7 protein-coding genes are annotated in these 7,940 nt (G+C 29.2%); all 7 read left to right on the top strand.

All coding sequences use genetic code 11. From position 1 onward, the window contains the following. On the top strand, positions 1–498 hold a 498-nt coding region (locus tag HGPB_RS06080), incomplete at its 5' end, for a copper amine oxidase N-terminal domain-containing protein (protein ID WP_019132813.1). 14 nt (positions 499–512) lie between these two features. After that, a complete protein-coding gene (locus tag HGPB_RS06075) occupies positions 513–1,250 on the top strand; it encodes a CD1107 family mobile element protein (RefSeq protein ID WP_019132812.1) in 738 nt (245 codons plus the stop codon). Between the two features lie 73 nt (positions 1,251–1,323). Beyond that, positions 1,324–1,935 carry a DUF6088 family protein gene (locus HGPB_RS06070; protein WP_019132811.1) on the top strand — a complete coding sequence of 204 codons (612 nt, stop codon included), beginning with the start codon at positions 1,324–1,326 and terminating at the stop codon, positions 1,933–1,935. After that, positions 1,928–2,911, top strand: coding sequence for a nucleotidyl transferase AbiEii/AbiGii toxin family protein (locus HGPB_RS06065; protein WP_019132810.1), 984 nt, complete (start codon positions 1,928–1,930; stop codon positions 2,909–2,911). Before HGPB_RS06070 ends, HGPB_RS06065 begins: the two co-directional genes overlap by 8 nt. 92 nt (positions 2,912–3,003) lie before the next feature. Next, a complete protein-coding gene (locus tag HGPB_RS06060) occupies positions 3,004–4,725 on the top strand; it encodes a DNA topoisomerase 3 (RefSeq protein ID WP_019132809.1) in 1,722 nt (573 codons plus the stop codon). Further along, on the top strand, positions 4,718–5,656 hold the full coding sequence (locus HGPB_RS06055) for a DNA cytosine methyltransferase (RefSeq protein WP_019132808.1): 939 nt from the start codon (positions 4,718–4,720) through the stop codon (positions 5,654–5,656). The genes HGPB_RS06060 and HGPB_RS06055 overlap by 8 nt, the downstream gene beginning before the upstream one ends. Before the next feature lie 56 nt (positions 5,657–5,712). Continuing rightward, entirely contained in the window at positions 5,713–7,215 is a 1,503-nt protein-coding gene (locus HGPB_RS06050) for an SIR2 family protein (RefSeq protein ID WP_019132807.1), read from the top strand. The last annotated feature ends 725 nt before the right edge of the window (positions 7,216–7,940 follow it).

The following is a 7,940-nucleotide window of genomic DNA, read 5'->3' as shown; positions in this document are numbered from 1 at the left end:
AAGATGAAAAAGCAAGAGGAACAACAATCCAAAAAACAAGTTAAAGATGAAAAAGAATTTGCAGTTTTCCAAGTAGACAAAAACTTTTATAACATTATCAATAAAGATGGTAAGACAACAGTATATATGGATGTAAAAACTTATGTAGACCAAGGAAGAACTATGATTCCAGTAAGATATATTGCTTATACTCTCGGTTTTAATGTTGAGTATGACAACTCTACTCGTGAAGCTATTTTCTCAAATAAAGAGAATAATATCCTAGCTAAAAAGACATTAAGACTAAATATTGATACTGGTGTTATGAAAGATTCAGATGGAAAGGTCTACAATTCAGATGTTAAGCCAGTGATTATAAATGGAAGAATTCATGCTTCAATTTCAAACATTGCCAAAGCTTTTGGAGCAAGTCATGGAGATATTAAAGATGGCAAAAACCAAACAATAGAATGGGACAATGCTAGAAAAGCAGTCTATGTATTTAAAAATGTAAAATAAGAAAGGATAGAAAAATGAATATGAGCATTAAACGAGGAGTAGCCATAGCGTTACTCCTTTTTACACCATCAAAAGAAGAAATTCCTTATCAAGATGTTCCAAGAATACCAGGAAATACAGGTGAAGCAAATAAGCCTTCAAATAATCCTCCTAAGAAAACACCACTTGTAAAAGGTGGTAATACAAAGGCAGTAAATAGTCTAGCAACACAGGAAAATAAGGCAAGAGGTTCAGTAATTGAAAATGTAGATAGGAATGGAAAAGATATTACACCAAGTGGAGATACGGAAAAAGATAAAGAAAATCCAGTAGATGTAAGACAATTTTTAACATTTCAAACTAAAAGTGGAAAAACTATGCACTTAATAGTGGATCACTCATCAAACCAAGATAATGTAAGGCTATTGACAGAAGTAGGAGAGCAAGACCTACTTAATATGATTGAATCAGAAGATAAAAATACTATAAAGGTTGAAGAACCTAAGAAAGAAGAAGTGAAAAAAGAAGAGCCTACGGTTGTTCCAGTAAAAGAAGAAAAGAAAAGTGGAATAGGTTCATTTCTAATTGTTGCACTTGTAATTGGAGGAGTAGTAGGGGCAGGATACTATTTTAAGGTAGTTAAAGCAAAAGAAGATAGAATGTTGGAAGATTTTGAAGAAGATGATGAGGATTATATTAGTGAGTCAGAAGATGAATCTGACAATGATGAAAGTCATGAAGAATCTTTAGATGAAGATGATGAACTATTATAAGGATATTAAATTTAAGTACAATTGAACTCTTGTCACGAATATGATATAATATCCGTGACAAAGGAGGATTGTAATGAGTTCATATACAGAAAAAATATCAGATAAAATAAATGATTTTGACTCACATAAAGTATTTTTTGCAAATGACTTTTTAGATATTGCATCTAATGCTACGGTTAGACAAATATTAAAAAGATTAGCAGATGAAGATAAAATCAAGCGTGTCATCGATGGTTTTTATTACAATCCAAGATATAGTGAATTAATTGGAGAGTACGAAGCAGTATCAATTCACGAGTTAGCACTTGCTATAGCAAGAAAATACAATTGGAATATTGCACCATATAATAGTACAGCCTTAAACTTATTAGGACTTTCAACACAAGTTCCAACTCACTATAAATATATATCTAGTGGAAGATACAAAGAATATAAAATTGCAGATACTATTTTAGAGTTTAAAAAAGTAAATCCTGGAGAAATTGCCAATATGTCTTTGAAGACAGCGACAGTTATTCAAGCAATTAAGTCTTTAGGTAAAGAAAATATAACCAACGAAGTTATACAAAAGATAGGAGAAAACTTAACTGAAAAAGAAAGAAAAGATTTAATGAAAGAATCAAAATCAGTTTCATCATGGATATATGAAGTGATAAGAGAAATTTGTGAGGGCAAAAATGAATAAGTTTTATATAGAAAACAAAGAAGACTTAAGAGTTTTAATAGTCAATACTGCAAGAAAGAAAAATATATCTGAAGCAGTCATTGAAAAAGACTATTGGGTTACTTTTATCTTAGACTATCTATTTAATGAAAACAAATGGAAGGAATATTTAACCTTTAAGGGTGGCACATCACTTTCAAAATGTTTTGGACTCATTGAAAGATTTTCTGAAGACATAGATCTAATCTTAGACTGGCGAGTATTAGGTTACGAAGAAAAAGAACCTTGGTTAGAAAGATCAAATACTAAACAGGATAAATTCAACAAAGAAGTTAATGAAAAGACAGAAATATTTTTAAGAGATGAATTATTAAAAGTTTTAGAAGAAGATTTAAAGAACATGGACTTTGAATTTTGGGTTGATAGTCTTGATCCACAAACAATTCTATGCAAATATCCTAAAATTTTTAAATCTAATTATTTGACGCAAAATATAAGGCTTGAAATAGGAAGCCTTGCAGCATGGACACCTGCAATCGAAGTTAAAGTTTCGCCAATAATTGGAGAAGCCTATCCGAATGTTTTTAAAGAAAAAACTAATATAAGAACAGTATCAGCAGAGAGAACTTTTTGGGAAAAAGCAACCATTTTACACCACGAAGCAAATAGACCAGAATTTTCTCCTATGCCACATAGGTATGCAAGACACTTTTATGACCTATATAAAATAGCAAATTCAGATTTTAAAAATAAAGCCTTGAAGGATAAAGAATTACTAAAGAAAGTGACTGAATTTAAAATGAAATTCTACCCTAGAAAGTGGGCTAGGTATGAAGATGCATTAGTTGGCAAATTGAAGTTAGTTCCAAAAGAGTATCGATTCTCTGAAATAGAAAAAGATTATAAGGCTATGGCAGAAATGATTTATGGAGACTATCCAACATTTGAAGAGATTATAAAAGTTCTTCAAGAACTAGAAAAAGAAATTAATAAGTAAATCGAATTCTCCCGAAAATAATACAATATTCGGGAGAAAAACTTTGAGCGAGAGAGAAATCTTTCGCTCTTTTTTTATTTATGGAGGTATGAATGAAGTTAGTAATAGCAGAAAAGCCAAGTGTAGCAGTTACAATTGCAAAAGTAATTGGAGCAAGAACAAGAAAAAACGGATATTATGAGGGGAATGGATACATTGTTTCATGGTGTGTAGGTCATTTAATTCAAATGGCAAGTCCAGATAAGATAGACGAAAAATGGAAAAAATGGACAATAGAAAATCTTCCTATAATCCCAGAAGAATATATTTATAAAGTATCTAAAAACACTAAAAAACAATATGGAGTTTTAAAGAAACTTTTAAACGATAAGAACATCGACACAGTTATAAATGCTTGTGATGCTGGTAGAGAAGGAGAGCTTATTTTTAGGCTTGTATATAATCAAGCTAAATGTAAGAAGAAGATTCAAAGACTTTGGATATCTTCAATGGAAAACAAAGCTATTGAAGATGGCTTCAGAAATCTTAAAGATGGAGAAAACTTTGAAGACCTATATAGATCGGCAAATGCAAGAGCTATTGCGGATTGGCTGGTAGGAATGAATTTAAGTAGACTTTATTCTTGCATTTACAAGGAAACATATTCTGTTGGTAGAGTACAAACTCCAACTCTATATTTAATAGCTAAAAGGGATAGTGAAATAAACCTATTTAAGAAGCAAAAATATTATACAGTTGACCTATCTTATAAAGGATTGAAACTTGTATCAGATAGGATTGATAAAATTGAAGTTGCAGAACAACTATTAAACTTGCTAGAAGATGAAATAGTTATTACAGATGTAAAAGATAAAGATATAAGCACAAAACCAGATAAGCCTTTTGATCTCACTACCTTACAAAGAGAAGCAAATAAATATTTTGGATATTCAGCAAATGACACTTTAAATCTGGCACAAGGTCTTTATGAAAAAAAGCTAATCACATATCCAAGAACAGATAGTAGGTATTTAACCGATGATATGGTTAATACTATGAAAGAATTATTAGAAGGAGTTGAAGATGATTTTAAAATCAATGAATCAAATTTTAAGTCTATTTTTAATTCATCTAAGGTTACAGACCACTATGCAATTATTCCTACTATATCTGGCATTGGAAAAGCTAAAGATTTATCTGACAAAGAAAGTAAAATTTATAATCTAATTAAGGATAAATTACTTGCTTCATGTTCGGATAACTTAAAGGAATCAAGTAGAAAAATCAGATATGAATATGATAAATTTAACTTCAATGCAAGTGGCAAGACTATAATCGATGAAGGTTATACCAAGTATCTAAAGCCTTATGGAAAGGAAAGACAAGAAAATGAATTACCAGATGTAAAGACTGGAGATAAAATTAAGCTAACTTCTAAAAATATATCGGAGAAATTTACCAAAGCTCCAAGTCATTATAATGAAAATACACTTTTAAAGGCTATGGAGAGTGCAGGAGTAGAATCCCTGGATAAAGAAATAGAAGTGGAAAGAAAAGGCTTAGGAACACCAGCTACAAGAGCAGGAATTATCGAAAATCTTATCCATAAGGATCTCATAAGAAGAGATAAGAAAAATCTACTTGTAACAGAAAAAGGCAATAGACTTGTATCAATTGTAGAAGATAAGTTTAAGTCTGCAGAAACGACATCTGAATGGGAAATGAAACTTGCAAAGATTAGCTCTGGAAAAGTAGATAAAGAAGACTTTTTAAGAGAAATAGAAGATAGTATAAGGGAGCTTGTAGATAGGTACAAGAATAATCTAAATGAATAAGGTAAAAATATTAGAGCTTTTCGGTGGCATAGGTGCTATTAGAAAGGCTTTTATTAATTTGAAAATACCTTATGAAGTTGTTGATTATGTAGAAATAGATAAGGCTTGTGTTAAATCATACAATGCACTTTATGGAGAAGACTATAAGCCAAAATCAGTAGTAGGATATAAAGCTCCTAATGAAAAGATAGACTTAATTATGCATGGAAGTCCTTGCCAAGACTTTTCAAGAATAGGGAAAAAGCAAGGAGGAGCAAAGAATTCTGGAACTAGATCAAGCTTACTATTTGAAACAATTAGAATAATAAAAGAAATGAAAGAAAAACCTAAATGGATAATTTGGGAAAATGTAAAGGGAGTCCTTGATAGAAATATGAGGGACTCCTTTTTTATTTATCTAAAGGAGCTAGAGAACCTTGGATATGAGAGTAAGTATGAAATTTTAAATGCAATGGACTTTGGGATACCTCAAAAAAGAGAAAGGATATTTGTTGTTTCATGTCTTGGAGCAAATAGCTTTTCTTTTAATAAATTGGAGAGGAAAGAAACAAGACCACTAAGTGAATTTTTAGAAAAGGATGTAAGTGAACTTTATACAATGACCCAACCTTATATGCTGAAATTTTTAAATAAAGGTATAGATAATAGTTTTAGAGGGCGACTAAAAGTGATTAAAGATTTTTCTTATACTATTTCTACAAAACAGATGAGAGTACCTAATTCTGGAATAATAGATATTGGAAATGGTCAGTATAGGTATTTAACAGAAAGAGAATGTCTAAGACTAATGGGTTTTGATGATAGTGATATAGACAAATTAGAGAAAGTACATCCAAGAAGAAAAAATTGTACTTCAAGCAAGCTATATAAGCAGGCCGGCAATTCTATTGTGGTTGATGTTTTAATGGCAATTACTAAAGTGTTAATGTAGGTTAGTGTAATTAATATACTAAAGATGATATAATAAATAATAGAAAGGACATAACGATGGATATTAGAAAATTTATTTCAAAATTTAAAAATCATCCAGTTCTTTTTATTGGTACTGGCATGAGTTTAAGGTATTTAGAAAATTCATTTAGCTGGGATGCCTTATTAAAAAGAATTTCTTTTGATTTAACTAACAGCGATGAATTTTTTTATGATATAAAATCAAAGTATCATGATGAATATGGATATAAATATGACTTAATAGCATCGGATTTACAAAAAAGATTCGATGAGGATGTGATGAATGATAGAAATGGGAAATTTAAATATATAAATGATGAATTTTATGAATTGATGGATAAAGGTAGAAACATAAGTAGATTTAAAATTTATATATCTAAGATCCTTAATGAACTTGATTATAAAAACATTGATGAATTAAATGAATTTAAAAAATCAAGAAAGAATATCAGCTCTATTATAACTACAAATTATGACGTTATGCTCGAAGATATATTTGGATTTAAACCATTAATAGGTAATGATATTTTATTAAGTGACCCATATGGATCTATATATAAAATTCATGGATGTGTTACTCAACCTGATAAAATAATAATTACCAATCAAGACTATAATAAATTTAACGAAAAATATGAATTAATAAGAGCTCAACTTCTATCTTTATTTATGCATAATCCAATAATATTTATGGGTTATAGTATAAGTGACAATAATATCAAGAGTATATTAAAAACCATTTTTACTTATGTTGATCCAAATTCAGATGAAGCGGAAAAAGTCAGAAGGAATTTTTTATTAGTAGAACATGAGAAAGATTCTGATAATACTCAAGTAGTAGATCATGATATAGATATCCAAGGAATTCCAACAATAAAGATAAATAAAATAAAGACTGATAATTTTACTTTAATATATAAAACCTTAGCAAACTTACAATTGCCAGTATCTGCAATGGATATAAGGAAAGTTCAAAATGTTTTTAGAGATATAAAATCAGGTGGAGATATAAAAGTTAGTATAACTGATGATTTAGACTCTTTAAAAAATTCAGAAAAAGTTATAGCTGTGGGATCTGTTAATACAATAAAATATTCATTTCAAAATACAAGCGAGATTATGAAAAATTATTTTAAAATAATTGAAGAAGAAAACTTTCAGTTGCTTGAAGTTATAGATAAACTAACAATTCAATCTCAACAATTTTTTCCTATTTTTGGTTTTTCAAAAATAAATAAAAACATTAAACGCACAGAAGATCTTAAAGAAAAACAAAGAGAAAAGATGAGAGTTTTAGAAAAAACAATGATGGAAAAGAAAAATTTAAAGGAAACTCCGAATACAATTAGAGAAATTTTAAAGAGTGAGACGATAGGAATCAGTTTAAAACCTAATTTAATAGCTTATCAAATTTTAAAAGGTAATGTAACTTTGGAAGATGCAGAAAATTATTTTAAGTCGTTGAGTGAAGAAGATAAGACAAAAACAGAATATAGAAGGCAATTGTGTGCGTATGATCTAAAAAAATATGATAAATAACACAAGTAATAATATACAATAAAAAGTCGGTAGATAAACAAAAATCTATCGTCTTTTTTATTACTCTAAAAAGGAGGTAGAAAATGCAAGTAAATGATTTTAAGAATATACAAGAAGCAATTAAGTATGAAGTTTTGCAAGATGAAAAAGAATATTTAAAACTCTTAAAAGTTATAGGCAATAATCAGAAATATGATTTTTCTAGTCAATTGAGTATATATAACAAAGAACCTGAAGCTAGAGCTTGTGCGACTTTTGATATGTGGAAGAAATATTTTGGAAGAGTTGTTATGAGAGGTCAAAAGGGTATTCCGATTTTAGTTGGAAGTGATGTAAATCAAAGAATTTCATACATCTTTGATATTAGTCAGACCACATCAATGGATAGGAATATTAATGAGGTTAGCTTATGGCAGTTTGACCACGAAAATCATAACGATGCTTTAAAAGAAATAATAAATGCTTCCTCATTTGAAGCTAGTGATTCACTTAATGAAAATATATTTTCTTTAAGTCGAATTTATGGTGATGAATATATTAACTTGGCTCTAGCTGATTTGAGGATAGATATAGAGGATAGACTGAGTTTTGAAAAGTTTATGAGAGACTCAATATCCTATTCAGTAGCTAATAGGTTTAATACAGTGTATCCTATGGATATGGAAAATTTAAAAAATAATTTTTCTAGGATTAATACAATTTCTTTAGAACAGATAGGTCTTGTA

The sequence above is a fragment of the Peptoniphilus obesi ph1 genome (genome assembly GCF_000311865.1).
GTDB lineage: Bacteria > Bacillota > Clostridia > Tissierellales > Peptoniphilaceae > Peptoniphilus_E > Peptoniphilus_E obesi.
The sequence above is the reverse complement of the archived record's forward strand: the minus strand, read 5'-3'. Positions and strand labels throughout refer to the sequence as shown.